At 58.9% G+C, this 25,932-nt stretch carries 22 protein-coding genes and 1 riboswitch; of the genes, 12 read left to right on the top strand and 10 right to left on the bottom strand.

From position 1 onward, the window contains the following. Positions 1-62 precede the first annotated feature (62 nt). From FE788_RS13435 to mgtE, 3 genes are all read right to left on the bottom strand, one after another. Positions 63-344 carry a hypothetical protein gene (locus FE788_RS13435; protein ID WP_138381123.1) on the bottom strand — a complete coding sequence of 94 codons (282 nt, stop codon included), beginning with the start codon at positions 342-344 and terminating at the stop codon, positions 63-65. Positions 345-458: 114 nt separating this feature from the next. After that, positions 459-1,448, bottom strand: coding sequence for an asparaginase (locus FE788_RS13430; protein WP_168190430.1), 990 nt, complete (start codon positions 1,446-1,448; stop codon positions 459-461). A 25-nt stretch (positions 1,449-1,473) separates the two neighbouring features. Further along, positions 1,474-2,847, bottom strand: coding sequence for a magnesium transporter (gene mgtE / locus FE788_RS13425; RefSeq protein WP_138381121.1), 1,374 nt, complete (start codon positions 2,845-2,847; stop codon positions 1,474-1,476). Between the two features lie 291 nt (positions 2,848-3,138). Between mgtE and FE788_RS13420 the strand changes: the two genes are divergently transcribed. Further along, a complete protein-coding gene (locus FE788_RS13420) occupies positions 3,139-4,530 on the top strand; it encodes a glutamine synthetase family protein (RefSeq protein WP_138381120.1) in 1,392 nt (463 codons plus the stop codon). A gap of 14 nt (positions 4,531-4,544) precedes the next feature. Here FE788_RS13420 and hutI read toward each other — a convergent pair whose 3' ends face one another. Beyond that, on the bottom strand, positions 4,545-5,780 hold the full coding sequence (gene hutI, locus FE788_RS13415; protein ID WP_138381119.1) for an imidazolonepropionase: 1,236 nt from the start codon (positions 5,778-5,780) through the stop codon (positions 4,545-4,547). Positions 5,781-5,871: 91 nt separating this feature from the next. Between hutI and FE788_RS13410 the strand changes: the two genes are divergently transcribed. From FE788_RS13410 to hutG, 5 genes are all read left to right on the top strand, one after another. After that, on the top strand, positions 5,872-7,242 hold the full coding sequence (locus FE788_RS13410; RefSeq protein ID WP_138381118.1) for a formimidoylglutamate deiminase: 1,371 nt from the start codon (positions 5,872-5,874) through the stop codon (positions 7,240-7,242). Between the two features lie 40 nt (positions 7,243-7,282). Then, positions 7,283-8,005, top strand: a complete 723-nt coding sequence (gene hutC, locus FE788_RS13405; protein WP_138381117.1) for a histidine utilization transcriptional repressor HutC — start codon at positions 7,283-7,285, stop codon at positions 8,003-8,005. Positions 8,006-8,109: 104 nt separating this feature from the next. Next, complete coding sequence (gene hutU, locus FE788_RS13400) at positions 8,110-9,783, top strand: urocanate hydratase (RefSeq protein ID WP_210414005.1); 1,674 nt, start codon at positions 8,110-8,112, stop codon at positions 9,781-9,783. 4 nt (positions 9,784-9,787) lie between these two features. After that, positions 9,788-11,329 carry a histidine ammonia-lyase gene (hutH, locus tag FE788_RS13395; RefSeq protein ID WP_138381116.1) on the top strand — a complete coding sequence of 514 codons (1,542 nt, stop codon included), beginning with the start codon at positions 9,788-9,790 and terminating at the stop codon, positions 11,327-11,329. Further along, positions 11,322-12,122, top strand: coding sequence for an N-formylglutamate deformylase (hutG, locus tag FE788_RS13390; protein ID WP_138381115.1), 801 nt, complete (start codon positions 11,322-11,324; stop codon positions 12,120-12,122). The genes hutH and hutG overlap by 8 nt, the downstream gene beginning before the upstream one ends. Here the strand turns inward: hutG and FE788_RS13385 are convergent. From FE788_RS13385 to FE788_RS13360, 6 genes are all read right to left on the bottom strand, one after another. Next, positions 12,095-12,919: an ABC transporter ATP-binding protein gene (locus FE788_RS13385; RefSeq protein WP_138381114.1), complete on the bottom strand. Its 825-nt coding sequence runs from the start codon at positions 12,917-12,919 to the stop codon at positions 12,095-12,097. The genes hutG and FE788_RS13385 overlap by 28 nt on opposite strands. After that, positions 12,916-13,923 (bottom strand): FecCD family ABC transporter permease, encoded by a 1,008-nt coding sequence (locus FE788_RS13380; RefSeq protein WP_138381113.1) that lies wholly within the window; start codon positions 13,921-13,923, stop codon positions 12,916-12,918. The genes FE788_RS13385 and FE788_RS13380 overlap by 4 nt, the downstream gene beginning before the upstream one ends. A 139-nt stretch (positions 13,924-14,062) precedes the next feature. Then, positions 14,063-14,277: riboswitch (cobalamin riboswitch) on the bottom strand. Positions 14,278-14,410: 133 nt separating this feature from the next. Then, positions 14,411-15,433 carry a cytochrome d ubiquinol oxidase subunit II gene (gene cydB, locus FE788_RS13375; protein WP_138381112.1) on the bottom strand — a complete coding sequence of 341 codons (1,023 nt, stop codon included), beginning with the start codon at positions 15,431-15,433 and terminating at the stop codon, positions 14,411-14,413. Between the two features lie 11 nt (positions 15,434-15,444). Further along, entirely contained in the window at positions 15,445-16,842 is a 1,398-nt protein-coding gene (locus FE788_RS13370; RefSeq protein WP_138381111.1) for a cytochrome ubiquinol oxidase subunit I, read from the bottom strand. Beyond that, positions 16,835-17,446 carry a GbsR/MarR family transcriptional regulator gene (locus FE788_RS13365; RefSeq protein ID WP_138381110.1) on the bottom strand — a complete coding sequence of 204 codons (612 nt, stop codon included), beginning with the start codon at positions 17,444-17,446 and terminating at the stop codon, positions 16,835-16,837. The genes FE788_RS13370 and FE788_RS13365 overlap by 8 nt, the downstream gene beginning before the upstream one ends. A 352-nt stretch (positions 17,447-17,798) precedes the next feature. Then, positions 17,799-19,289, bottom strand: a complete 1,491-nt coding sequence (locus FE788_RS13360) for a cobyric acid synthase (protein ID WP_138381109.1) — start codon at positions 19,287-19,289, stop codon at positions 17,799-17,801. A 241-nt stretch (positions 19,290-19,530) separates the two neighbouring features. On the opposite strand from FE788_RS13360, the gene FE788_RS13355 reads away from it, so the two are divergent. From FE788_RS13355 to FE788_RS13330, 6 genes are all read left to right on the top strand, one after another. After that, a complete protein-coding gene (locus tag FE788_RS13355) occupies positions 19,531-20,130 on the top strand; it encodes a YceI family protein (RefSeq protein ID WP_138381108.1) in 600 nt (199 codons plus the stop codon). Between the two features lie 88 nt (positions 20,131-20,218). Further along, the gene (locus tag FE788_RS13350; protein WP_138381107.1) at positions 20,219-20,788 is read left to right on the top strand and encodes a cytochrome b; all 570 of its coding nucleotides are present in this window, start codon (positions 20,219-20,221) and stop codon (positions 20,786-20,788) included. Then, the gene (locus tag FE788_RS13345) at positions 20,788-21,345 is read left to right on the top strand and encodes a YceI family protein (RefSeq protein ID WP_138381106.1); all 558 of its coding nucleotides are present in this window, start codon (positions 20,788-20,790) and stop codon (positions 21,343-21,345) included. The genes FE788_RS13350 and FE788_RS13345 overlap by 1 nt, the downstream gene beginning before the upstream one ends. A gap of 94 nt (positions 21,346-21,439) precedes the next feature. After that, positions 21,440-22,708 (top strand): NAD(P)/FAD-dependent oxidoreductase, encoded by a 1,269-nt coding sequence (locus FE788_RS13340; RefSeq protein ID WP_138381105.1) that lies wholly within the window; start codon positions 21,440-21,442, stop codon positions 22,706-22,708. 80 nt (positions 22,709-22,788) lie between these two features. After that, a complete protein-coding gene (locus FE788_RS13335; RefSeq protein WP_138381104.1) occupies positions 22,789-24,306 on the top strand; it encodes an AMP-binding protein in 1,518 nt (505 codons plus the stop codon). An 80-nt stretch (positions 24,307-24,386) separates the two neighbouring features. Then, positions 24,387-25,928, top strand: coding sequence for a bifunctional aminoglycoside phosphotransferase/ATP-binding protein (locus FE788_RS13330; protein ID WP_138381103.1), 1,542 nt, complete (start codon positions 24,387-24,389; stop codon positions 25,926-25,928). The last annotated feature ends 4 nt before the right edge of the window (positions 25,929-25,932 follow it).

Here is a 25,932-nt window from a genome sequence, read left to right as displayed (position 1 = left end):
GAAAAAGACGCAGGGCAGAGTGAAGGCCAGAGTGAATCGTGATGAGATCGATTCAATTCACTCTAATATTTGCTGATTGGGTCACTGGCCGGAAAGGTTTCTTCCACGTCTTCGTCCCAGTGTTCCTGTTCCTTTTCGCGGATTTTCTTGTCTTCCTTGATGGTGTCCTTTTCCGTCTTGCCTTCCGTCTTGTCTTCTGGGTCGTCTTGCGGGGCCGTGCAATTCCAGAACAGCCGGACTTCCGGAGGGTAACGGCGCGATGAAGGCATGGGACAGGTCAGCCCCATCGGGAAGCCGGTGGGGGAAGGCGCGAGATCTACATGGTAGTGTCGTTCAAGATGCATGCGGGCCTCCTGATCCGTTTGCGACCGGTATGGCGCGGATTATGAGGGAGTGTGCCATGCCATTATGGCAAACTTATGACTTCAGGACCGGCATGCCGGCACCAGCCGCGAAGTTCAGGCCAGCTCCAGCTTTTCAAAATACTTGCGGATCTGTTGGGGGCTGTGCCGGCTCCATAACAGTGCGGTAAGCAGGATGCGTGCTTTCAGACCATCCAGAAAACCACCATTGATCAGGCCTCGGTTCTGGAGATCAATTTCCCCGCCCGCATAGCCGTAAGTCTGGCGCAGCGCAGGCCCGAAACAGGTGCGTGAGGCCAGCACAACCGGCATGGTGCGCACCGTCTCCTCCAACACGTCAGCCATGGCCGGCGCGACGTGACCACCACCCATGCCTTCCACCACCAGGCCATGAAGCCCGGTGGCGGTTATCGCCCTCAGCAGCGCCGGGTCCATATCCAGGCCATACCGCAACAGCCCCACTTTCGGGGCTTCGGCTGTGGCCGGAGGAAGCGAGAGCGGCGCCGGCCGCCGCGACGCCGGGCGGTAATGAATTCGCCCTTCTACAAAACGCCCCAAGGCCGGGTCCGGCGTGGACAGAAAGGCGTTAAGGCCCGTGGCCGCCACCTTGCGCAGGCCAAGGGGGGTGAAGATCTGGTCTGTAAATACCACAAAACAGCCCCTGTCCCGGCCTTTAAGATAATGGGCGAGACGCAGGGCGTTACGCAGGTTTTCCGGGCCATCGCTGAAACCAAGCGCCGGGTTGAGCATGGCGCAGGTCATTACCACGGTCATGTCCGGCGGACAGAACAGATCCAGAAACAGGGCTGTTTCCTCCAGCGAATCCGATCCCTGACTGATCACGGCAGCCCGGATGCCCCCGGCTCTCAGACGGTACAGCAGTTCGGTCACCCGCAGAAGGTCTGCAAAGCCCAGATGGGCGCTGGCCACATTCATCAGGTCATGGCTTTCAACGGAAAATCTTTCATTGTCCAGATTAAGCGCCTCAAGCAGTTCCCGCGCACCGAGACAGGGTTTTACATTCTTGCCATCCTCCCCCATCATCCCGATGGTGCCGCCAAGCGAAATATAGGCAATTTTTGTCATATTGGTGACCTTTCTCATACAACCGTCAGACCAGCAGGGGCATGGCCAGGCTGGCCAGACTCAGCACCAGGAAAAACCCGACCATATCTGTTACCGTGGTCAGAATCGGGCCGGAGGCCACGGCCGGGTCGGCCCCGTATTTTTTCAAAATTAGCGGCACTGTGCCGCCAATAGAGACGGCAATGATCGTGTTCAATCCCAGCGCCAGCCCCACGACAAGACCGAGCCAGGGATTGCCTTTCCAGCCCCAGGCCACAGCCGCAATCAGGAAGCCCAGCACCGCTCCGTTGATCAACCCCACGACGGCTTCCTTATACAATACCTTCATCAGGTCCAGCGGCTTGACCACGCCAAGCGCCAGTTCCCGCAGACTGACGGCCACCGCTTGGTTGCCGGAACATCCGCTCATATCCGATACAATCGGCAGGAATACGGCCAGCGCGATGACCGAGGCCAGCGTCTCCTGATTCAGCGCGATGACGCTGGCGGCGATCACGTTCAGCACAATATTGATGCTGAGCCAGGACAGGCGCCGCCGGGCGCGGGTCAGGGTCGGCATGGTCCGCAGTTCGTCATCCAGAACCCCCTGCATCTTCCGGCTGGTGGCGTCGGCGCGCTCGCGAATGGCGTAACTGAAGGCATCGCGGGAAATCACCCCCAGCAGACGGCCTTGCTCATCCACCACCGGCGCCCCAAGAAAAGAATGGGCGTCAAAATAATCCTCCACCTCGTCGATAGGCGCCTCCGCCTTCAGCGCCAAAGGTGGGGTCATGATATTTTCCAGCCGGACAGATTTGCGCGACAGCAAAAGGTTGCGCAGGGAGACCACACCGACCAGCCGGCCGTCTTCATCCACCACATAAGGGTGCTGCCCCCGGTATCTTTCAAAATCCTCATCTTCGGAGGTGAGTCGTTTCAACACATCGGCCACCGTGGCGGTGTGGGGAAAACAGAACACCTCCGACATCATCAACCCGCCGGCGGTTTCTGGATCATAAGTCACCAGACGGCGGGCGTCTTCGGCAGCCTCGGGATCCATTTCCGCAAGGATGGCTTCAGCCTTTTCCTTGTCCATTTCCCCCAGCAGGTCGGCCTGTTCATCGGAATAAAGCTCTTCCACAATCGGCGCGGCCACGTCTGCTGACAGGCTGTCCATGACATTGACCAGCGTTTCGTCGGGCAGTTCTTCCAACAGATCCGCCGCCACCTCCGCCGGCAGGACAGTCATCAGTTGCTGGCGTGTGTCAGCATCCAGGTGAAGAAAGGCGCGCACGGCCTCGCTGGGCGGCTGGTTTGACAGGAAGCCGGCAATGGCGTCAATGTCTCCGGCCTCTACCAGCTCATTCAGCCTTTCCCACGGGCGGTCCTGGATTATGGTATCGGCGGGGTGGGACTCCATCAGCTCCTGCTCCTTGGTTTGACGGGATTTTTTTAAAATGAGTTTGCCTTTACCATAGTTGACTCCAGAAAAAAAAGACAGAAGCGGCTCTTTTTTGATGAATTTTCTGTGTCGGGTTTTTTTGATGCACCGGCGGGAGCCCTGTCAGGGCATGCCTTTACAAGAAAATCCCTAAGCTCTGCCCGCTCGACGGCATCAGAAAAAACATAAAAATGTGATCACAAATTGCAAAAAGCTGAAAAATATGCTTAATCAAGAGAGAGCACCGGATGACAAAACACAGGAACGCCCATGAACACTACTCCACGATATCTGACCAGCCAGGACGCGGAAACCTTTCTTGAGACCCACAAAGACCTCGAAGTGATCGAAGTGTTGCAGCCAGACATGAACGGCATTCTACGCGGCAAATGGATCACGCCAGCAGGACTGGCGAAACTCTGCGCCGGGCAGGTGAAACTGCCGCAGACTACGCTGGCGCTGGATGTTTGGGGCAATGACATTGATAAACTGGTGTTTGCCAAGGGGGATCCGGACGGATACTGCCATCCCGTGGCCGGCAGTTTGGTTCGCGTGCCCTGGTCGCAGACCCCGGCGGCGCAGGTGCTCACCACAATGCATGATACTAGAGGCGCTGTTCTGCCTTATGACCCGCAAGGGGTGCTCCAGCGGCAACTGGAACGTCTGGCGGCACTAGGGCTTACGCCTGTGGTGGCGGCGGAACTGGAATTTTATCTTCTGGACAGAACGCCGGGGAGTTCCGCGGTCCCGTCATCTGCCCATGCCGGGCCGCAGACCCCCTCGGGTCTGATCGGGGCCCAAACCTATGGGATTGACGTATTGTCCCACTATACCGATGTCCTGAATGACATGAGAATCGCCTGTGAAGGGCAGGGCCTGCCGGTGGATACGATTGTCAAGGAAGCCTCACCCGGCCAGTTTGAGATCAATCTTCATCATCAGCCGGATGTGCGGCGGGCGGCGGATCAGGCGATTATGATGAAACGGGCGATCAAGACTATGGCGCGCCGTCACGATCTGCTGGCGTCTTTTATGGCCAAACCCTTTATGGAACTTTCCGGTAACGGATTCCATGTCCATATCAGCTTGCTGGATCAGGACGGGTGCAATATTTTTGATAATGGTGGGGAAGACGGCAGTCCGGCGCTGCGTCATGCGGTGGCGGGACTTGCGGCCAGCATGGCCGACTTCATGGCCGTTTTTGCACCCAATATCAACAGTTACCGCCGGTTCCAGCCGGGCGCCCATGCGCCCATCACGCCGGACTGGGGCTATGACAACCGCACCACGGCGCTGCGTATTCCTTCCGGCGCTCCCGCCTCGCGGCGCATCGAGCACCGCCTGGCCGGGGCGGATGCCAATCCCTATCTGGTGCTGGCGGCGATTCTGGCCGGGGTGCATCACGGGCTGAGCCGGAAACTCAAGGCCGCCCCGCCGGTGGACGGCAACGCCTATGCCACAAAGGATCATGACGGCAGCGCCATGATCCTGCCCGACACCTGGGTGCGGGCTTTTGAGCGGTTTGGGGGGTCTTCCCTGGTGCGGGATTATTTCGGGGAGGATTTTGTCACCTGGTATCTGCTGACCAAGGAACAGGAACTGGCCCGTCTTGGCCGTACGGTAACCAGCCTGGAATATGACAGTTATCTTGCGATTTTCTGAACCGCGAAAGAGACCTAATCCCCAAGGTCCAGTTCCCGACCTGCCTTGATGACGCCGGCGCAGGCATTGCCGCCGATCTGATAGGCGAGTTCCGCGGGATGGCCGATGTCCCACAGGACAAAATCCGCCTTCTGGCCGGGATCGAGGCGGCCCCGATCCGCCATTCCCAGGGCGCGCGCGGCATGATGGGTAACGCCGGTGAGGGCTTCTTCCGGGGTCAGTCCCCACAGGATGCAGGCCATATTCATCATCAAAGGCAGCGACAGAGCCGGGGATGTGCCCGGATTGTGATCCGTGGCGATGGCCATGGGCACATTGTAGCGCCGCAACAGGCCCACGGGCGGCTTCTGGGTTTCTTTCAGGAAATAATAGGCCCCCGGCAAAAGTACGGCCACCATGCCGGCGCTGGCCAACGCGTCGACACCGGCCTCGTCCAGATATTCCAGATGATCGGCGGACAGCGCCTTGTGGCGGGCGGCGAGAATTGCCCCATGACAATTGGACAACTGCTCCGCGTGAAGTTTGACCTTCAGGCCAAGGCGGGTGGCCGCCTGAAAGACCTGGTCCATTTCAGCGGCGCTGAAGCCCACTTTCTCACAATATCCGTCCACGGCATCGGCCAGTTTGTCCTCGGCGATGCGGGACAGCATTTCGTCGCAAATCAGGTCAATATATCCCTGACGGTTATCTTTATATTCCGGCGGCAGAGCATGGGCCCCCAGAAAGGTGACGCTTGCATCTACCGGCAAGTCCTGTCCCAGTCGCCGGGCCACCCTCAGAATTTTCATCTCGCTTTCCGTATCAAGCCCGTATCCAGACTTGATCTCGATTGTGGTTACGCCATGCCGGATCATCTGCTTAAGGCGCGTTGCGGCGGTCTTATATAGCTGGTCTTCCGGTGTTTCGCGAGTGGCCCGAACGGTGGACAGGATGCCGCCTCCCGCGTGGGCGATGTCTTCATAACGAACCCCGGCCAGGCGTTGTTCAAATTCATCAATGCGTGCGCCGCCATAGACCAGATGGGTGTGACAGTCGATCAGGCCTGGGGTTATGTATCGCCCGCCACAATCCCGCCGCGCAAGGCCTGAAAACGGCGACGGCAGCTCGGCGCGGGGTCCTGCCCAGGCGATGAGGCCATCCTGGATGACCAGTGCCCCATCATCAATCCGTCCGTAAGGGGCGCCATTATCACAGAGCGTCAGAAGCGTGGCATTTTCCCAGATCATATTGGATGTGGTATCGTCCGGCATGATAGAATCCTTTTTCATTTTTCTGTATTGACTTTGACTATAAGTGATCTAGACTTAACTTGTCTATACAAGTTATGATAACTGGTGAGCGATGACGCAGATTATACTGCAAAAAGCCTATTTGGAAGAAGGCTGGCGGGACAATGTCCTGCTGGAACTGGATGCGCGTGGCCATATTACCAAGATACAGGCCAGCGTGGAAAATTCCCGCGGTCGGCGAATCAGGGGATATGCCTTGCCGACGGTGATCAATTGTCATTCCCATGCGTTCCAGCGGGCCATGGCGGGGCTTGCGGAATACCGGGCGTCCACACAGGACAGCTTCTGGACTTGGCGGCAGTTAATGTATCATTTTGCCGGCCGAATCAATCCGGAAGACCTGTATCATCTGGCCCGCGGGCTTTATCTTGAACTGGCCAAAGGCGGATATGGCGGGGTTTGCGAATTTCATTACCTGCATCACCAGCCGGGGGGTGTGGTTTATGACGATCCGGCGGAGCTGTCCCTGTCGTTAATGCGGGCGGCGGCGGAGGTGGGGCTGGCGCTCACGCTGCTGCCGGTGATGTATATGACCAGCGGGTTTGGCGCCAGCGGCCTGCTGCCGGAACAAAGGCGGTTCGCGCTTGATCCTGAGGCTTACGCAACACTCTGGGCCAGTCTGAAAGCACGACTGGGCGATAACCAGTCCTTGGGCCTCGCATTTCACAGCCTGCGCGCTGTGCCCCTGGACGCTCTGCGGGAGATGGAAAATTTCGCCCCCGAGGCGGTTCGCCACATTCATATCGCCGAACAGGTCAAGGAGGTGGAGGACTGCCGGCTATGGTGCGGCCAGCGTCCGGTGGATTATCTGATGAGCCATGTGGAAGTGGACGAACGCTGGTGCCTGGTGCATGCGACCCACCTGGACAGTGGTGAGCGGCAAAAGCTGGCGCAAAGTGGCGCGGTGGCGGGCCTGTGCCCCACGACGGAAGCCAATCTGGGAGATGGGTTGTTCCCGTTGGCCGATTATCTGGAGGACGGCGGGTGCATCGCCATTGGTTCGGACAGCCATGTCAGCCGCGATCTTCGGGAAGAGTTGCGCTGGCTGGAATATGGCCAGCGGCTCTGGTATCGTCACCGCAATCTTGCCGCCAGTGTGCAGACGCCTCATACGGGGGAACGGCTGTTGCGGGCAGCGCTGATGGGCGGTGCCCGGGCCAGCGGTTTGAAGACAGGCGCGCTTGCCGTGGGTCAGCGGGCCGATCTGATGATTCTTGATCCGGAAGCCCCCGCTTTTGCGGGATGTCCCGATGAGGCCTTGATCGACAGTTTTGTCTTTAACGGGACGACGCCGGTCATTAAGGATGTTATGGTGCGCGGACAGTGGATCATCCGCGATGGCCGCCACAAAGTGGAAGACGATATTGTCCGGAATTTCCGGGCGACCATGGAAAAACTTCTGGCGGCGCCAAAGTCCGGATAAAGAGTCCGGATAAAAGTCAACCAAAGGACGAGAAAACAGCATGAGCAACAGAAGCGCGGTGGCTGCCGCTCCGTTATATAGGAAAATCAAGAATCATATTCTGGAGCGCATCCGGGCGGGGGACTGGGCGCCAGGCATGCGGGTGCCGTCCGAAAATGACCTGGTGAAGCAGTTCGGCGTTTCGCGCATGACCACCAACCGGGCCTTGCGGGAGCTCACCGACGAAGGATACCTTGAACGTCTGGCCGGGGTTGGCACCTTTGTGGCCGATCTCAAGGCCCGCAGCCACCCTCTGGAAATTCACAATATCGCCGATGAGGTCCGCAACCGGGGACATCACTATTCTGCCCAGGTCCTGGCGCTTGAAAAAACCCAGGCCGACCCCCATACGGCGCAGGCCATGGGGCTGGAGGTCGGCACAGAGGTGTTTCATTCCCTGATTCTTCACGAAGAACAGGGGCAACCCATCCAGCTGGAAGACCGGTTTGTCAATGCAACGGTGGTTCCTGGCTATCTTGAGCAAGATTTTACCCGTATCACGCCTTATGAATATCTGATCACCGAAGCTCCGCTGTTGCAGGCGGAACATGTGGTGCGGGCTGTACAGCCCTCGGCGGAGATACGCGCCCAGCTTTGCATGGACGCGGATGAGCCGTGCCTGCTGATTGAACGGCGGACGTGGTCCCATGATCAGGTGGCGACCATTGCGAGTCTGTATCATCCCGGCAACCGTTACGAGTTATCGGGAAAATTTACCCCTTAAGTGCTCTGCTCCCAGGTTTTGTGGTGAGGTTTTTATGAACTGGATCACGAAACGGGGGACGATAAATCAATATTTTTAATTAATCTTGTATAGACAGGTATAGAATGATGACGCAACAGAATACGAGAGTGATCAAGGCTCCAACCGGCCCAGAACTCAACGCAAAACACTGGGCGGCGGAGGCGCCACTGCGCATGCTGATGAATAATCTGGACCCGGATGTGGCCGAACATCCGGAGGACCTGGTGGTTTATGGCGGTATTGGCAAGGCGGCCCGGAACTGGGAGTGTTTTGACCGTATTGTGGACAGCCTGAAAAATCTGGAAGAGGATGAAACCCTGCTGGTGCAATCCGGCAAGCCGGTGGGCATCTTCCGCACCCATGAAAATGCCCCGCGGGTGCTGATCGCCAACAGCAATCTGGTGCCGCACTGGGCCACCTGGGATCATTTTAACGACCTGGATCGCAAGGGCTTGATGATGTATGGCCAGATGACGGCGGGAAGCTGGATCTATATCGGCTCCCAAGGGATCGTGCAGGGCACCTATGAGACCTTTGTGGAAATGGGCCGGCAGTCCTATGGCGGAGATCTCAAGGGGAAATGGATCCTGACCGCCGGGCTTGGCGGCATGGGCGGGGCGCAGCCTTTGGCCGCCACCATGGCGGGCGCCAGCATATTGGCTATCGAATGCCGCTCTGACCGCATCGACTTCCGGCTGCGCACCGGCTATCTGGACCGCCGGGCCGACAGCCTCGACGAGGCCATGCAACTCATCAGGGAGGCCACCGAGCGGGGCGACGCCGTTTCTGTCGGACTTTTGGGCAATGCGGCCGAGATCATGCCCGAAATGGTGGAACGCGGCATCCGCCCGGATGCGGTGACCGATCAGACCTCGGCCCATGACCCGGTTAATGGATACCTTCCCATTGGCTGGAGTGTAGAGGAATGGGACCAGCGCCGCGCGCGAGATCCCAAGGGTACGGCGGCGGCGGCGCGCCGGTCCATGGCCCGGCATGTGGAAGCCATGCTGGCCTACCATAAAATGGGCGTGCCCACTTTTGATTATGGCAACAACATCCGCCAGATGGCGTTTGAGGAAGGGGTGACGGACGCTTTTGCCTTTCCGGGATTTGTGCCGGCCTACGTGCGGCCGCTGTTCTGCCGGGGCATCGGGCCGTTCCGCTGGGCGGCCCTGAGCGGCGATCCGGAGGATATTTACAAAACTGACCAGATGGTCAAGGAACTGCTGCCGGACCACAAACACCTGCATAACTGGCTGGACATGGCCCGGGAACGCATCCAGTTCCAGGGGCTGCCGGCGCGGATCTGCTGGGTCGGGCTTGGCGAGCGGCACCGGCTGGGTCTGGCCTTTAACGACATGGTGAGGTCCGGAGAACTGAAGGCGCCGGTGGTGATTGGCCGCGACCATCTGGACAGTGGCTCGGTGGCGAGCCCCAACCGGGAAACCGAAGCCATGAAGGACGGTTCGGATGCAGTGTCCGACTGGCCGCTGCTCAATGCGCTGTTGAATACGGCGAGCGGAGCTACCTGGGTCAGCCTGCATCACGGTGGCGGTGTCGGCATGGGCTTTTCACAGCATGCGGGCATGGTGGTGCTGTGCGACGGCACCGAGGCGGCGGCCCGACGCATTGCGCGGGTGTTGTGGAATGATCCGGCCACCGGTGTGATGCGTCATGCGGATGCGGGCTATGACATTGCCCGTGAGTGTGCCCGTGAACATCATCTGAATCTGCCGATGTTAAATGAGGGGGAATGACATCATGACCTCAGAATTTATCCTGCGCCCCGGAGATCTCACCCTGGCGGATCTACGCCGTCTTTCTCAGGAAACCCATCATCTTAAACTTGAGGACGGGGCTTGGCAACGGATCGAAAAATCCCGCGCGGTGGTGGAAAAAATCATCGCAGAAGACAAAACCGCCTATGGCATCAATACCGGTTTCGGCCTTCTGGCCCATACAGGAATCCCCAAAGACCAGTTGGAAGAGTTGCAGAGAAATCTGGTGCTGTCCCACAGTTGCGGTGTGGGGAAGGACCTGCCGGAAGAGGTGGTGCGGCTGATTATCGCCTTGAAGATTTCCAGCCTGTCGCAGGGTCTGTCCGGCGTGCGACCGGAGGTGGTGCGCGCTCTGATAGACTTTAACAATGCCGGCCTGGTCGCCGCCATTCCGGAAAAAGGGTCCGTCGGCGCGTCGGGGGACCTGGCGCCGCTGGCGCATCTCACGGCGGCGCTGATGGGATATGGTCATATTTATCTTGAGGGCGAAAAACTCCCGGCGCCGGTAGCGCTGGACAAGACCGGTTTGAAACCCCTGAACCTCGCGGCCAAGGAGGGCCTGGCGCTGCTCAACGGCACACAAGTCTCAACGGCCCTGGCGCTTAAGGCTTTGTTTATGATTGAGGATGTGTTTGCCGCAGCGGTGGTGGCGGGGGCCATGAGCATTGATGCGCTGAAGGGCAGCATCGCGCCCTTTGACGGGCGCATCCATGCCGCGCGCCGTCAGCCGGGGCAGATCGACGTGGCGCCGCTTTATCCGGTATTGCTGGAGGGCAGTGGGATTCTCGCCTCGCACCAAAATTGCAAGAAAGTGCAGGATCCCTATTCCCTGCGTTGCCAGCCGCAGGTGATGGGGGCGGCGCTGGACCTGATCCGTCAGGCCGCGGCGACCCTGCTGTGCGAAGCGGATGCGGTGACCGACAACCCGCTGATCTTCCCCGAACAGGGGGACGTGATCTCCGGGGGCAATTTTCATGCCGAACCGGTGGCCTTCGCCGCCGATATTCTCGCCATGGCCATATCCGAGATTGCCGCGCTGTCGGAACGCCGGCTTGCCATTCTGGTGGATCCCAAAATGAGCGGCCTGCCTGCCTTTTTGGTGCAGGACAGCGGGCTCAATTCCGGGTTCATGATCGCCCAGGTGACCGCAGCGGCGCTGGTGTCGGAAAACAAGACCCTGAGCCATCCCTCCAGCGTGGACAGCCTGCCCACCTCCGCCAATCAGGAAGATCATGTAAGCATGGCCACCTTTGGTGCGCGCCGGCTTCATGACATGGCCCGCAATGCGGCAACGGTAGTGGGCATCGAGCTTCTGGCGGCGGTGCAGGGCATTGATCTGCTGCATCCGCTGAAAACCTCGCCCGCGCTCCAGAAGTTTCACCAGATCATCCGGGAAGAGGTGGCGTTTTATGATCAGGACCGCTATTTTGCCCCCGATCTGGACAAGGCCGCGCGTCTGGTGCGGGATGGGGCGTTTTCTGGCCCTGCCAAAGCGATCCTGCCTTCCGGAGGGGATCATGAGTGATCCGGTCTATGAGTTTGAGGCGGGTGACGGCCCGTTGCTGATCAGCATGCCGCATGTGGGTCAGGAGATTCCCGGGGCCCTTGCCGGCCGCATGACAGGAGTGGGGTGGGAACTGGCGGATACCGACTGGCATGTGGACCGGTTGTATGATTTTTGCCGGGAGCTTGGGGCTTCGGTGATCCGGGCCCGCTACAGCCGGTATGTGGTGGATCTGAACCGGGATCCCGGCGGCAGCGCGCTTTATCCAGGACAGAGCGAGACGGAAATCTGCCCGACCACCAGTTTTGACGACCAACCGCTTTATCTTGACGGTGAGACCCCGACGTCGGACGAAGTGGCCGAACGGGTTGAACGGTACTGGCGGCCTTATCACAAGCGGCTGCGGGCGGAACTGGATCGTTTGCGGCAAAAATATGGGGTTGCCCTGTTATGGGATGCCCATTCGATCAAGAGCCGGGTGCCACGGTTTTTTGAGGGGACACTTCCGGATCTTAACCTGGGCACGGGAGGGGGGGTGAGCTGTGCCCCTGAGGTGGCTGCGCGACTTCTGGAACTGGGTCAAAAGTCCCCCTACGAGACGGTGCTGAACGGCCGTTTCAAGGGCGGTTATATCACCCGTCATTACGGCGATCCGGCGCGGAATATCCACGCGATTCAGATGGAAATCGCGCAGGCCAGCTATATGCGGGAAGAGGCGCCCTATACCTTCCTTGAAGACCGGGCGCAGGCGTTGCGGCCGGTACTCAAAGACATGCTCCGGGCCTATCAGGCGTTTTTCGTTTCCCGCTCATAAGGCGCAAGCCCCGTACGCGGCACTAGGAAATGATCCCCGTTTTCCCGCCAGCGGGCGGCGCGGATGTGGAAGGCGCGGGCAAGGTATTCGTCGTTTAACACCGTATCTGGGCCGCCCTGCGCCAGCACTTCGCCCTCATGAAGCAGGATCAGGTAATCGCAGAATCGCTGCGCCAGGGTGAGGTCATGCAGCACGATCATGACCCCGTGTCCTTCGCGCGCCAGATCCTTCAGGATCGTCATCACCTGTAACTGATGAAACGGATCCAGGCTTGCCACCGGCTCGTCAACCAGAAGATAGGGCGCGTCGGAGACGATGGCGCGTGCCAGCATGGCGCAGGCCCGTTCGCCGCCGGAGAGTGTGGTGGTGATTCGGTCTTTCAAGTGTAGCGTATCGGTGAGTCTGAGCGCCCGGTCGATAGCTGCCTGGTCTTGCGCGCCGAGCTTCCGCCACGGATCGAGATGGGGAATGCGGCCCAGAGCCACCAGATACCCCACCGTCAGCGGCCAGTGTACCGGTGCGCCCTGGGCCATATAGGCGATCTTGCGGGCGCGCTCTTTCGGGGGGAAACTGGCGCTGTCGCGGCCGTCAATCCGGACCCGGCCGCTCTGCGGTGTGATCAGGTTCAACGTGGCGCGCAGCAAAGTGCTTTTGCCCGCGCCATTGGGGCCGATCAGGCCCACAACCCCGCCTCGGGGCAGACAGAAGGTGACGTCTTTAAGGATCTGTCTGCCGCCAACCTTGACCCGGAGATCCTCGGCCCACAGTCCGAGCGGTCCGTCATTCTGATGGTTCATCGCATCATCTCCCGGGTTTTGTAAATGATATACAGGAACAGCGGAGCGCCCACAAAGGCGGTGACCACGCCCAGGCGCAGCTGCCCCTGCCCTATTGGCAGCCGGGTGGCAAGATCGGCGAGGCTCAGCAGAATGGCACCGCCCAGGGCGCTGGACAGCAGCAGCCGGCCGGGCGCATGCCCCACGAAATGGCGCATGATATGGGGCACCACCAGCCCCACAAAACCCACCGCTCCACAGATGGAAACCACGGCGCCTACGCTCAGCGCACTGCCAAGAACCACCTGAAGCCTCAGCCGTTTCAGGTTGATGCCCAGCGTATGTGCGGTTTCTTCGCCCAGGCTGGTGGCGTCCAGTCCTTGTCCGACCCCCAACATCAGGCCCCAGCCCAACAGAATAAAGGGCAGCGCCAGTCCCAGGTCCTGGATGGTACGGTTTTCCAAGCTGCCCAGCAGCCACATGATCATATCCTGTACGCTCATGGCGGTGGGCGCGAAATTAAGAACCAGGGACATCAGGGCGGTGGCCAGTGAACTGATGCCGATGCCGGCAAGGATCAGGGTCAGGATGCTGGCGTCGCGGGCGGCGAGAAACAACAGCACCAGGGTTGCCAGTAGCGCCCCGGTCATGGCCAGAAGCGGCACGGTGAGGGGGAGGCTCGCGCTGAGCCCGAAATAAATGGCGATGACGGCGCCGAGCCCCGCGCTGGAGGACACGCCGATCACCCCGGGGTCCGCCAGCGGATTGCGTAACAGTCCCTGCAATGCTGCGCCGCTGAGTCCCAGGGTTGCTCCCGCCAGAAGCCCGAGGGCCACCCGGGGCAGGCGCAGTTCCTGTATGATGATGGTGGTGGTTTCGTCTCCCGTACCGGCAAGGCCCGCCAGAATATCCCCGGCGGAAAGGGGAACTTCGCCAATAAACAGGTTGAAAAATCCGATCAGCAGGGCAAGGGCCAACAGGAAGATGTGAAAAAGATGCTGATGAAGCGGGTGTTGCTCATTCATGATGTCTGATCCGGATCCTCTCCCGTAATGCAGGGCGCCCGGGCGAAAAGGGCACCTTGTCACACATGTTACAGTCATGTCGCCAAAGGGGATAACCGGAGGGGAAAATCCGTTCCGTCCCGGTCCCTTGTCCCGAGGGCCGGCGGGCGACGTGATGGCAGGTTTCCTGGCTCATGGGTCAGGGCCGTCTGCATACCTTCCCGGATCCTGTATGATGATCCAGTGGTCTCTGGGCAAGCGGCTCGCCACATACAGTTGCGGGCACAGCCACGGTTTCGGAATCATTTCCGTCCGTGTTCCCTATTATCCCGGTCCCCGATGCGGGGGCTAGGCACCATCGGGAAAAGCTATAACGGAAAAGCGGCATTGCCGCAAGCACAGGCGTCAGAAGATATTCATCACCAGCTTGACGAGGAGGGAGAGCAGGCCGGTGGCGACGAGGCTCCCGATCCCCAGGATCAGGAACCATAGCCATTGTTTCTGACCTTTAGTAAGTGGTTTCATTTTCCGCTGTCTTTCCCCGGAACACATAATAACTCCAGGCGGTATAAGCGAGCACCATCGGCAGGAAGATTACCGCCCCCACCAACAGCAGCGACAGGCTTTCCGGGGCGGCGGCGGCCTCTTCCAGTGTAAAGTGGTAGGGCACAACCCAGGGCCAGAGGCTGAGGCCGAGCCCCAGGAACCCCATCAGGAAAATTGTGAGTGCGAGCAGAAAGGGCTGAACCTCCCGGCCGCGGCCAAGGCTGCGCCAAAGCAGCGCGAACAGCCCGGCGGTGATCAGTGGAAGTGGCAACAATGCCCAGAAGTTGGGCAGAGAGAACCAGAACTCCTTCACTCCTTCATTGAGGAATGGCATGGTCAGGCTGACCAACGCCAGGCCAAGCCCCACAAAACCCAATACATACCGGGCCACCCGCCGGGCCCAGTGTTGCAAGGGGCCGTCGGTTTTCATTACCAGCCAGGTGGCCCCCAGCAGGGTATAGCCGAACACCAGGGCGAGACCGGTCATGACGCTGAAGGCGGTGAGCCAGTCAAATGGCCCGCCCGCGAAGCTGCGGCCTGCTACCATAACTCCCTGCACGAACCCACCTAGCACCATGCCCTGCATAAAGGTGGCCAGCAGCGAACCGCTATGAAACGCCAGATCCCACAGCTGGCGGTCCCGGCCTGTGGCCTTGAACCGGAATTCAAACGCCACGCCCCGGAAAATCAGCCCCAGCAGCATCAGGATGATCGGAATATAGAGCGCCGGCAACAGTACCGCATAGGCCAGGGGAAAAGCCGCGAACAGGCCACCGCCGCCCAGCACCAGCCAGGTTTCATTCCCGTCCCAGAACGGCGCGATGCTGTTCATCATGCGGTCCCGACTTTGTTCATCGGGGGCGAAGGGAAACAGGATGCCAAGCCCCAGATCAAAACCGTCCAGCAGCACATAAAGCAGGATAGCGGTAGCGATCAGGCCGCCCCAGATCAGCGGCAGATTGAGAAAGCTGTCAAAATTGAACATCGTTCGTCTCCTTATTCACCCAGCATGTCCGCAGCGGTGGGCGGCTGTTTCAGGCCATGCGCGCCATACGGGGTTTCATCGGCCTCCTCACTGCTTTCAGTCGGGCCTTTGGCAAGCGTGCGCAGGATATAATAGCTGGCGGCGCCGAACAGGAAGGTATATACCACCACAAAGGCCAACAGCGACACGGCCACCTGTTCACCGAGGATCGGGGAGGCGGACTGATCCGTACGCAGCAGGCCGTAAACCGTATAGGGCTGACGGCCTACTTCCGTCACAAACCAGCCCGCGAGCAGGGCAATGAAACCGGACGGGGTGAGCGCCATACACCAGATCTGGAACCAGCGGCTGTCATAGAGTCGCTTGCGAAAATGGAGGATCAGCGCGAAGACTCCGGTCAGCGCCATCAGCGTGCCCAGGCCCACCATCACCCGGAACGACCAGAACACGATGGCCACGGGCGGGCGATCTTCCTTCGCCCATTCCTTGAGCCCCTTCACCTCGCCCTGCCAGTCATGGGTAAGAATCAGGCTGGCGAGCCCCGGCACCTGAACTTCATAATGGTTGGTTTCCGCCGCTTCGTCGGGCCAGGCGAACAGCCTGAGACCGGCGCTTTTTTCCGTGTCCCAGATGCCTTCCATGGCGGCCACCTTGGCGGGTTGATGCTTGAGGGTGTTGAGCCCGTGCAGATCACCGATGAAAATCTGCAAGGGCGCCACAAAGACCGCCATCAGCATGGCCATGGCGAACATGACCCGCGCCGGCTGCCGATGCCGGCCGCGCCACAGGTAAAAGGCCGCCACCCCGCCGACCACAAAGGCGGTGGTCAGATAGGCGGCTGTCACCATATGGGCAAAGCGATACGGGAAGGAGGGGTTGAAAATCACCTCCCACCAGTCGGTGGGATGAAAGATGCCCATCTCGTCGATGCGGAAGCCCTGCGGGGTTTGCATCCAGCTGTTGGCGGACAGGATCCAGAAGCTGGAGATCAGGGTGCCGATGGCCACCACGACGGTGGCGGCAAAGTGCATTTTCGCACTCACCCGGTTCCAGCCGAACAGCATGACGCCCAGGAAACTGGCCTCGAGGAAAAAGGCGGTGAGCACCTCATACCCCAGAAGCGGCCCCATGATATTGCCAGTCTTGTCGGAAAAGGCCGACCAGTTGGTGCCGAACTGATAGGACATCACCACGCCTGAGACCACGCCCATGCCGAAAGCGACGGCGAAAATCTTGACCCAGAATCTGTAGATGTCGCGATAGACCGGATTGCCGGTCTTGAGCCACAGCCCTTCAAGGACGGCCAGCCAGCTTGCCAGACCGATGGTGAAGGCGGGAAAAACGATATGGAAAGAAATGGTGAAGGCAAACTGGATACGGGCCAGAAGCAGGGGATCGAGGTCAAACATCGTCTGTCTCCTCGGATTTCTGGGGCTTTGCGGATGCGCGGTGTTCCTGGGATTTTCGCCCCGGAATCAGCCGCAGTTTGTTTTTCATTTCATAAAGTTTGTAGACCTTGGCGCCGAGGCTCAGAAGGTGCACCAGACGCTCATTGTCGATTTTCTGCATGTCCATGTACCAGCGGGTCAGCATATCGATCAGATCATGCAGTTCTTCGAGTTTCCTGTGGGCATAGGCCTCATCCTTGTCCGGCGGCTGTTTCATCAGGATATCGCGCAACACCGACAGCGTGGGCTCGATTTCCCGTTTGCGGCGTTCCTCCACCAGGGTGCGCACAATCTCCCAGATGTCTTCGGGTACGGTGAAATAATCCTTGCGGTCGCCCGGAAAATGTTTGAGCCGCACCAGGCGCCAGCTTTGCAGCTCCTTCAGTCCCATGCTCACATTGGAGCGTGAGATATGCAACGCTGCGGCAATCTCATCGGCGCACAATGCCTCTTCGCTGATATACAGCAGGGCGTAAATCTGCCCCACCGTGCGGTTGATGCCCCAGCGGCTGCCCATTTCCCCGAAATGGGAGACGAAGGCCTGCAACGGATCGGAAAGCTTCATTTTCTGTATTTCCTTAAATTTCAGAAATTTCTGAAAATTTAGAATCATTTTAAATTGAAGTCAAGAGAACGGTGGCCTTGTTCTTTTTCGGAGATTCCGGGTCAGGGCAGCCCCGTCAAAAGCCTGTTCATTATTGTGAAGCCATGAAACCAATGGTCATATCTCATAGGGACAGCAGGCTTATGAATCGCCACACCCGCTGACGCGGGTTCGCGATGACGCATGCTATCCTGAATGAAACCAAAACATGATAGATGACGTTTCCCTTGCTTGTCCTTGCCGCTTCTCTTTCGTCATTTTCGCCATTTCCGCGTAGGCGGGAGCGACGGGAAGGAGAGCGAAAGTGCCGCCATTACGGAAGGTTCCTGAACGCCCGTGCCGCCTGTAGCAGGGCGTCGAGGTCGAGATGGCGTTCCAGGTGATCAGCGAGGCCGTCGAGCAGGTGGTCCACCCGGCCGGCATAGGCCGTGCTGGCCCGGCGGCCGGGGCGCAGCTCCCTAAGCCAGGCGGCGCGGAAGGCATCCTCTGCGAACAGGCCGTGCAGGTAACAGCCTTCCACCAGCCCGTCTTCTGAACGCGCCCCGTCCGGACGGTCGTTGAGGAGCACCATCGGCCGGGTGGTGGCGGGGCCCGTGCTGCGGCCCATATGCATTTCATAGCCTGTGACCGGCTGGCCGGTGAGCAGATGCCGGCCGCTCACTTCTTCAAGCCGCTTTGTGGCTGCAAAGCGGGTGTTCAGATCCAAAAGTCCCAGGCCCTCGGCGCTCTGGCCGGGCGGCCCTTCGATGCCGTCCGGGTCATAGAGTGTGCGCCCCAGCATCTGATAGCCGCCGCAAATGCCCAGCACCCGCCCGCCATGACGCAGATGGCTGAGAAGGTCGATATGCCAGCCCTGGGCGCGGAGAAAATTCAGGTCGGCGATGGTCGCCTTGCTGCCGGGCAGGATGATCACGTCAGCTTCGCGCGGCAGAGGCCAGCCGGGCGGTACGAACTCCACCAACACGTCCGGTTCCAATTTCAGCGGATCGAAATCGTCGAAATTGGAAATCCGGCTCAGCATCGGGATGGCGATATGGATTTTTTCGGCGGCGGCTGGTGACGGTCTCTCCAGCACCACGGCGTCCTCGGCGGGCAGTTTCCCGGCGTCCCGCCAGAAGGGCACCACGCCGAAACCGGGCCAACCGGTTTTATCGGCAATGAAGCGGTAGCCATCGTCAAACAGCCGCACATCGCCGCGGAATTTATTGATCAGGAAGCCCGTGATCATGGCGCGGTCTTCCGCCTCCAGAATCGCATGGGTGCCCGCGAGGCTCGCAATCACACCGCCCCGGTCGATATCGCCGATCAGCACCACGGGGCAGCGGGCGCGGCGGGCAAACCCCATATTGGCGATGTCATGGGCGCGCAGGTTCACCTCCGCCGGGCTGCCCGCACCTTCCACCAGCACCAGGTCGGCCCGCCCGCGCAGATGGTCATAACTGTCCATCACGGCGTCCATCAGCTCCGCCTTCAGGGTTTGATAATCCATTGCGGCGGCGGTGCCGCGCACCTTGCCCTGCACAATGACCTGGGCGCCGATATCCGTCTGAGGTTTGAGAAGCACCGGATTCATGTGCACGCTGGGCGTGGCCCGGGCTGCCCGCGCCTGTAGCCACTGGGCACGGCCAATCTCGCCGCCATCCGCTGTCACGGCGGCATTATTGGACATATTTTGGGGTTTGAACGGCAGAACGGCAAGACCACGATTGGCGTAGGCCCGGCACAGCCCGGCCACGATCAGCGACTTGCCCACATCTGATCCCGTACCCTGAAACATGAGCGATAATGCAGGAGAGGCCGTCATAAAGACTGCTCCCGAATGTGATCTGGTTTGTGTTTGTCCCCATATATGGTGGTCATGAAAGGCTTGTATCCTTATATGGAAGTGACCCATATATAGGCGGTTTTTCGTCTGTCTGTAAATCCGTATCCTGATTTGTCAGACCTGTTGAGAGGACCGGTTCACGAAATTGTGAAGATTGAGTGACGCCCGCAGCATATATGCTTGGCACATGCAACGCAAAACAGGAGAAGGAGAGAATCGCATGAAAAAAACAATTCTCATGGCGGTAATGGTTCTTGTGACGGCAACAGTGGCCTATCGCCCAGAGGCCCGGGAGGTGGCGCTTGACGTACCATCCGGGACATATGAAATGGACAAAACCCATGCCTATATCCTGTTCTCCTACAGCCATTTGGGGCTGTCCTTTCCTGTGGTCCGGTTTAATGATTTTGACGTGGATCTGAATTTTGATGCGCAAGATCCGTCCCAAAGTTCCCTGATGGTGACCATTGAGGCCGCCAGTGTGGACAGCGGCGTAGAAAAACTGGACGATCATCTGAAAAGCGCGGACTTTTTCGACGCAGCCGCCTATCCCCGCATGACCTTCAAGGCCACGTCCATAGAGGTGACCGGGGAGAATACCGGCCGTGTTATGGGCGACCTGACCATTAAGGAGGTGAGCAAACCCGTCACTCTTGACGTTACCCTGAACAAGGCGTTTCAGCATCCCATGAAAAACAAGCCGGCATTGGGATTTTCCGCCACCGGGCGTCTGAAACGGTCCGACTGGGGGCTGGATAAATATGTACCCGTGGTCAGTGACGAGGTGACGCTCAGGATTGAAGCGGAATTCATCCAGTAACCCTTATCATTACTTCGTTCGGCCGGGCTTTGGCATAACTTTTTTCGGAATCAGGGGCCGTGCCGCGAGACAACACAGGGATACAGTCATGACCCGTTATTCCATAGTAGCCATTGTTCTGCACTGGCTGATTGCGGTGGCAATTTTCATTCTGCTGGGCCTGGGGTTTTACATGACCGGCCTGCCGGATAGCGCGGCGGCCGAAAAGCTGAAATTGTATCAGCTGCATAAATCCATTGGTATTACGGTTCTGGTGTTGTCCCTGTGTCGGCTGGGCTGGCGGCTGATGCACCGTCCGCCGCCGCTGCCGGAGCATCTGGCGGCCTGGGAAAAAGTCCTGGCGCGGTTGACCCATGGGCTGTTTTATGTGCTGATGATCGTCCTGCCGCTGAGCGGCTGGGCCATGGTGTCGGCTTCTCCTTGGAATCTGCCAACAGTGCTTTATGGGGTTCTGGACTGGCCGCATCTGCCGTATTTTTCCACCGTGGCGGATAAAAAAACGATGGAGGCCCTGCTCAAGGAAATCCATGAAATACTGGCCTTCGGGACCATCGGACTGATCGGGGTGCATATGGCAGGGGCACTGAAACATCATTTTATGGATCGGGATGACGTGCTTGCCAGAATGCTCCCCTTTGTGAAGCGGGGAAAGTCATAATGCGCCATTTGTTTGTTGTTCTGATGGTAATGGCCGTGCCGGTTTTGGCGTTGGCCGCCGATTGGCAGGTGGATTATGAGGCAAGCCGGCTCGGCTTTAAGGCTACACAGACCGGCACACCCTTTGAAGGCCTGTTCCGGGACTGGCGCGCGGCGATCCGGTTTGACCCGGCCGCCCCCGAACAGGCGGTCATCCGGGTAAATATCAACATGGCGTCGGTAGAAGCCGGGGACAAGCAGCGCAACGGCGCCCTGCCGGGACAGGACTGGTTCCATGTCAGCGCCTTCCCCGAGGCCCGTTTTGTCTCTTCCGATGTGCGGGCGCTGGGGAATGGGCGTTATGAGGCTCACGGCACGCTCACCATTCGCGATGTCAGCCGGCCGGTGGTGTTGCCGTTCAGTTTGCGTCTGATTGATGGTCTGGCCCGGGCCCGGGGGGAACTACGGCTGGTGCGCACCGATTACGGGGTGGGACAGGGCATGTGGGCCACCGGTCAGTGGGTGGGCCTTGACGTGACGGTTATGGTGGACATCACGGCCCGCAAGGCGGAGGAATAATTTCCCCTTATGTGATCCAGGTCACAGACTTTTTCGGCAAAACGTGGTCTTTTTACAGTCTTGAAATGTATTAAAGGCTGTAAGGAGACATGATATGGCGCGCATAGTCATTGTCGGGGCCGGCACGGGAGGTGTCCCGGCGGCCTATGAAATCAGGGAGATGCTGGGCCGCGAGCACGAGGTGCTGCTGATCAATGAAAGTCCGAAATTCAAATTTGTTCCTTCCAATCCCTGGGTGGCGGTGGGCTGGCGCAAGGCGGAGGACATCAGTTTTGATCTGGAACCCTATCTGGCGAAAAAAGGGGTGCGGTTTCTGGCCCAGCGCGTGGATAAAATTCATGCCGGGGAAAACCGGCTGATTCTCGCCGACGGGACGGAGGAGAGCTATGATTTTCTGGTCATCACCACCGGTCCACGGTTGGCCTTCGACCAGATCAAGGGGGCGGGGCCCGCGTATCATACCCGCTCCATCTGTACCCTGGAACATGCCGAGGACAGTTTTCGGGACTTTGAAAAACTGGTGGCAAATCCGGGGCCCGTGGTGGTGGGCGCGTTTCAGGGGGCCAGCTGTTTCGGGCCGGCTTATGAATATGCCTTTATCCTCGACAAGGCGCTACGGGACAAGAAAATCCGCCACAAGGTGCCGATAACCTTTGTAACCGCTGAACCCTATATTGGTCATATGGGACTGGGGGGCGTGGGCGATTCCAAGACGCTTCTGGAAAGCGAGCTCAGGAACCGGCACATCAAATGGATTACCAACGCCAGCGTCAAGGAAGTAACCCCGGACGCCTTTGAGGTTGAAGAATACAACGAAAAGCGCGAGGTGGTGGAACGTCACAGCCTGCCTTATGTGCATGCCATGATGATCCCGCCTTTCACCGGGGTAGAGGCGGTCGCCAGCGTGGAAGGGTTGTGCAACCCCAAGGGATTCGTGCTGATTGACGATTATCAGCGCAATCCGACCTATCCCAATATTTATTCGGCAGGCGTCTGTGTCGCCATTCCGCCGGTGGAGGAAACACCGGTGCCCACAGGAACGCCCAAAACCGGGTATATGATCGAATCCATGGTGACCGCCATTGCCCATAACATCAAGGCGGAACTGGAAGGCAAAAGTCCTCAGGCCAAGGCTTCCTGGAATGCGATCTGTCTTGCGGATATGGGGGATAACGGGGCGGCATTTGTCGCTATGCCGCAAATCCCGCCACGCAACGTGACCTGGTTCAAAAAAGGCAAATGGGTCCATCTTGCCAAACTGGCCTTCGAGAAATATTTCCTGCGCAAAATGAAAAAAGGCACCAGCGAACCGATCTATGAAAAATATATCCTGAAGGCGCTGGGGGTCGAAAAACTGGAATAGATTTTTTGGCATTTCCTCTTGCTGGACAGGCCCCGGGGTGAGTACTCTCGGGGCCAAGGCAGTACAGGAGGACAGAACGCATGAGCGATAATCTGTATGATCTTTTTCAGGCCCGTTTCCGGCAATATCGGGACAAACCGGCGTTTATATTGACGGAGGGGACGAGTTGGTCTTACGGTGCACTGGACGATCTTGCGGCCCGTTTTGCCGCGCTGCTAGGGACGCATGGGGTGCGGCCAGGGGACCGGGTGGTCATGCAGGTGGACAAGTCAGTGGGGGCGGTGGCCTGTTATCTGGCATGTCTGAGGGTCGGGGCCATCATTATTCCGCTCAATACCGCCTATACCGATGCGGAGGTGGCTTATTTCCTCGAAGATGCCGCGCCGCGGATTTTTATCTGCCGGCCGGAAAAATACGCCGATTTTCAGCCGCTCGTGGCAAGGCTCGGGGTGGCGCATCTGAAAATTCTGGGTCCCGAACCCGGGGCGCACTGGTGGGCCGATGCCCTGGCGACGCCGCCGCAGGAGCGGATCGAACCCCGCTCCAAAGACGATCTGGCGGCGATTCTGTATACCTCGGGCACCACCGGCAAGCCCAAGGGGGCCATGCTGAGCCATGACAATCTGGCTTCCAATGCGCTGACCCTGCTGGATTATTGGGCGTTTGAGGAGGGCGATGTGTTGTTGCATGCCCTGCCAATCTTTCATGTGCATGGACTGTTTGTGGCGCTGCATACGGCGTTTCTGAACGGTTCGACGGTGATTTTCCTGGAAAAATTTGATGTGAGTCTGGTGCGGCGTCATCTGAAGAAAGCCACGATATTGATGGGAGTCCCCACTTTTTATTCCCGTCTTCTGGACGATCCCGGTTTCGGGCGCGCAGACTGTGAGGGCATGCGGTTGTTTATTTCCGGTTCGGCGCCGATGACGGCACAACTGCATCGGGCATTTGAAGAACGTACCGGGCACTGTATTTTGGAACGGTATGGCATGACCGAGACCGGCATGATCACCTCTAACCCTTATGACGGGGCGCGTCTTGCGGGGACCGTGGGGTATGCCCTGCCCGGTATTGCCGTGCGCATTGCCGATGAGGCCGGTACTCTCCTTGGAGCGGGCGAGACCGGCGTGGTGGAGGTCAAAGGGCCCAATGTGTTCAAGGGCTATTGGCGGATGGCGGAAAAAACCGCCGAGGAATTTCGCGCCGACGGTTATTTCATCACCGGTGATGTGGGGCATCTGGATGAAGACGGCCGCCTGACCCTGGAAGGACGGGCCAAGGATCTGATTATTTCCGGGGGCCTCAACATTTATCCCAAGGAAATCGAAGCCTGTCTGGATGCCCTGCCCGGGGTGCGGGAATCGGCGGTCATCGGTCTTCCCGATGCGGATTTTGGCGAGGCGGTGGCTGCCGTGATCGTGCCGGAGGGGGGCGAGGAGCTGTCGGAAGAGGGGGTGCGGGCGGCAGTTGCGGAAAAACTGGCTCGGTTCAAACATCCGAAGGTCTATTATTTTGTGGACGAACTGCCGCGCAACAGCATGGGCAAGGTGCAAAAAAACCTGTTGCGGCAACGATACGGGACCTCCCCGGCGGCCTGAGCGTCAAAGGTTGATTTATCGCAACGACGTTTTATCCTTTTGAAGGTATACACGCCAAGAGAGAACCAAAAGGATATTTTATGCCGGAAGAAGATCATGAAAAAGATCATATTGACCAGCAGCAGGTGATTGACTTTCTGCGGGATCCGGCGAGTCACGGCGATCATCCCGTGGAGCATGTGGAGACCCATATTTCCCATGTTTTTCTGGTGGGCGAGAAAGCTTACAAACTCAAAAAACACCTGAAAAATGAGTTTCTTGATTATTCCACCCTGTCGTTGCGGGAAAAATACTGCCGCCGAGAAGTGGACATCAACCGCCGCCTGACCCCGGAACTTTATCGGGGCTGTGTGGCCGTATTGCGCGAGAGGGGCGGCTTCATTCTCAAGCCGGACCAACAGCTTACAGAAACAGACAGGGCGGTGGAATGGCTGGTGGAAATGATCCGCTTCAAGGATGAAGAGGTCATGAGCCATATGGCCGCCCAGGGGCCGCTTAGCTTGGACCTGATTGACCAGCTGGCGGCGGTGATGGCGCGGTTCCACAACAGCCTGCCGGCCGATCCCCGATATGGCGGGGCCCGGGCCATGCACAAGGTCAGAGGCGATATTCTTTCGGGACTTGCCCGGCAAACCGACCGGCTGTTTAATGATTCGGAATTGCAGCAGTGGGGTAAAAAACTCACCCAGTGTTATGACGATATTGGCGCGCATCTTGATCAGCGCCGGGCAGCGGGCCGAGTCCGGGCCTGTCATGGGGATCTGCATCTGGGCAATCTTTGTTGCCTGGAGGGGCGGGTGGCGCCTTTTGATGCCATTGAATTCAATCCCGCGCTGTCTCACATAGACGTTTTTTATGAGCTGGCGTTTCCGGTGATGGATCTGATGTATTTTGGCCAAAAGACCCAGGCCGCATATCTGCTGAATCGTTATCTGGAACAGACGGCCGATTATGACGGTCTCGCCGTCTTGCCGGCATTCCTTTCGCTCAGAGCCGGGGTGAGGGCTATGGTCACGGGCCTGATATCGGCGCACAAGGCGCGCGCCCGGGCCCGCGCGTATTTTGATCTTGCCGTGCGGTTGTTGGGTGGGGGGACGCCGCGGCTTGTGGCCGTGGGCGGCCTGTCCGGCAGTGGCAAATCCACACTGGCCCGGCATCTTGCGCCTCATATCGGGCGTCTGCCGGGGGCGGTGATTCTGCGCAGTGATGTGATCCGCAAACAGCTCTTCAATGTGCCGCCGGAACAAAAACTGCCGCCGGAAAATTATACCCGGGAAAACGCGCGCAGGATTTATGACAGGATGATGCAGGTCATGGACCAGGCACTGGATGCCGGCTGGTCGGTCATTGTGGACGCTACCTTTCAGGCGGAAACCTCTCGCCAGGATATTGCCCGCCGGGCGCGCCAGCGCGGGGTGGGGTTCAGCGGAATCTGGCTGGACGTGCCGGCGGAGGTTATGCGCGAACGTTTGAAAGGACGAACCGGGGATGCCTCTGATGCGGATGTCAGGGTGCTGGAGGAGCAACTTGCACGCAGTACCGGGTCTGTGACCTGGCCCAGAATTCCGGCCCAGGGAACCCCTGGTGAAATTCTTAAACATGTTTTGGCGGCGCTGCATTAAGGAG

Origin of the sequence: Luteithermobacter gelatinilyticus, from assembly GCF_005849285.1 — a bacterium.
Taxonomy (GTDB): Bacteria; Pseudomonadota; Alphaproteobacteria; order Sphingomonadales; family Emcibacteraceae; genus Luteithermobacter; species Luteithermobacter gelatinilyticus.
This window is presented reverse-complemented; position numbering and strand designations above follow the sequence as displayed.